We start from the raw sequence: 1,189 nt of genomic DNA, 5'->3' as shown, positions 1-1,189 counted from the left end.
GAGGCCGTTGCTGACGCCGAGTTGACGGTGGCCGGTGTGCGGTCGCGGGTGGATGCGTTGGTGGACACGCTGCGTGAGCGGGCCCGCGAGACCGAGCTGCAGCGCGGGATGTTGCCCGAGAACCTGGCCGACCTGACGGCGGCGGGCGTGTTCAAGCTGACGTTGCCCAAAGACCACGGCGGCCTGGAGGCCAGCATCACCGAGATCAACGAGATCGTGGCCCAGATCAGCCGCGGGGACCCCTCCACCGGCTGGATGGTCGCGATCATCACCGCGATGAACACCTGGGTGGGGTTCGTCGCCGATGAGGCCGCCGAGGAGATCCTGGCCACCCCCGACTTGAGGATCACCGGCCTGATCGCCCCGACGGGCAAAGCGCAGCCGGTCGATGGGGGCGTGCAGGTCTCGGGGGTGTGGATGTGGAACACTGCCGGCAAGCACAGCAACTGGGTGGCGTTGGCGTGCATGTGCGCCAGCGAAGACCCGGCCAAGGGCCCGACCCCGATCGCGTGTTTGGTGCCGACCTCCTCGGTCACCGTGCACGACACCTGGGACGCCTCGGGGATGGCCGGCACGGCCACCAACAAGATCACCGCCGAGGACCTGTTCGTGCCCCAGTCGCGGGTGATCCCGATTCCCGACCTGGCCGCCGGCACCTTCGTGCCGCGCGCCAAATCGGACAACCCGTACTACAACCGCCCCGCCATGAATCTTTTTCTCGGGATTCAGCCTGCAACCATGTTGGGGATTGCGCGGGGGGCGATGGATGTGTTCCTCGAGCGGCTGCCGGGGCGGGCCATCACCTACACCAGCTACGCCGATGCCACGCAGGCGCCGATCACTCATTTGCAGGTGGCCGAGGCCCAGTACGCGCTGGAGATCGCCGAGATGTACACCGCGCGCATCGGAGCGCTCATCGACGGCGCCTGCGAGCTGGGCATCCCGGTATCGCTCGATGAGCGGGTCCGGACCCGGGCGTATTTGGCGCAGGTCACCAGGTACTCCCGCGAGTGCGTCACCACCCTTTATCACGCCAGCGGCGCCTCCGCGATCCAGAACTCGGTGCCCATCCAGCGCTACTTCCGCGACGCCCACGCCCTGTCGCTGCACGCGCTGCAACAACCCACCAGCGCCCAAGAACTCTACGGCCGCCACCTGCTCGGCCTCGAACCCAACACCACACTGCTCT

General features: G+C 67.6%; 1 protein-coding gene. It reads left to right on the top strand.

Going from position 1 to position 1,189, the window contains the following annotated elements; all coding sequences use genetic code 11:
- Nucleotides 1-1,189 (top strand): acyl-CoA dehydrogenase family protein (locus AWC19_RS03830; RefSeq protein WP_085076766.1); only part of this gene is annotated, 1,189 nt, incomplete at both ends.

Source organism: Mycobacterium palustre (assembly GCF_002101785.1).
Lineage (GTDB): Bacteria > Actinomycetota > Actinomycetes > Mycobacteriales > Mycobacteriaceae > Mycobacterium > Mycobacterium palustre.
This window is presented reverse-complemented; position numbering and strand designations above follow the sequence as displayed.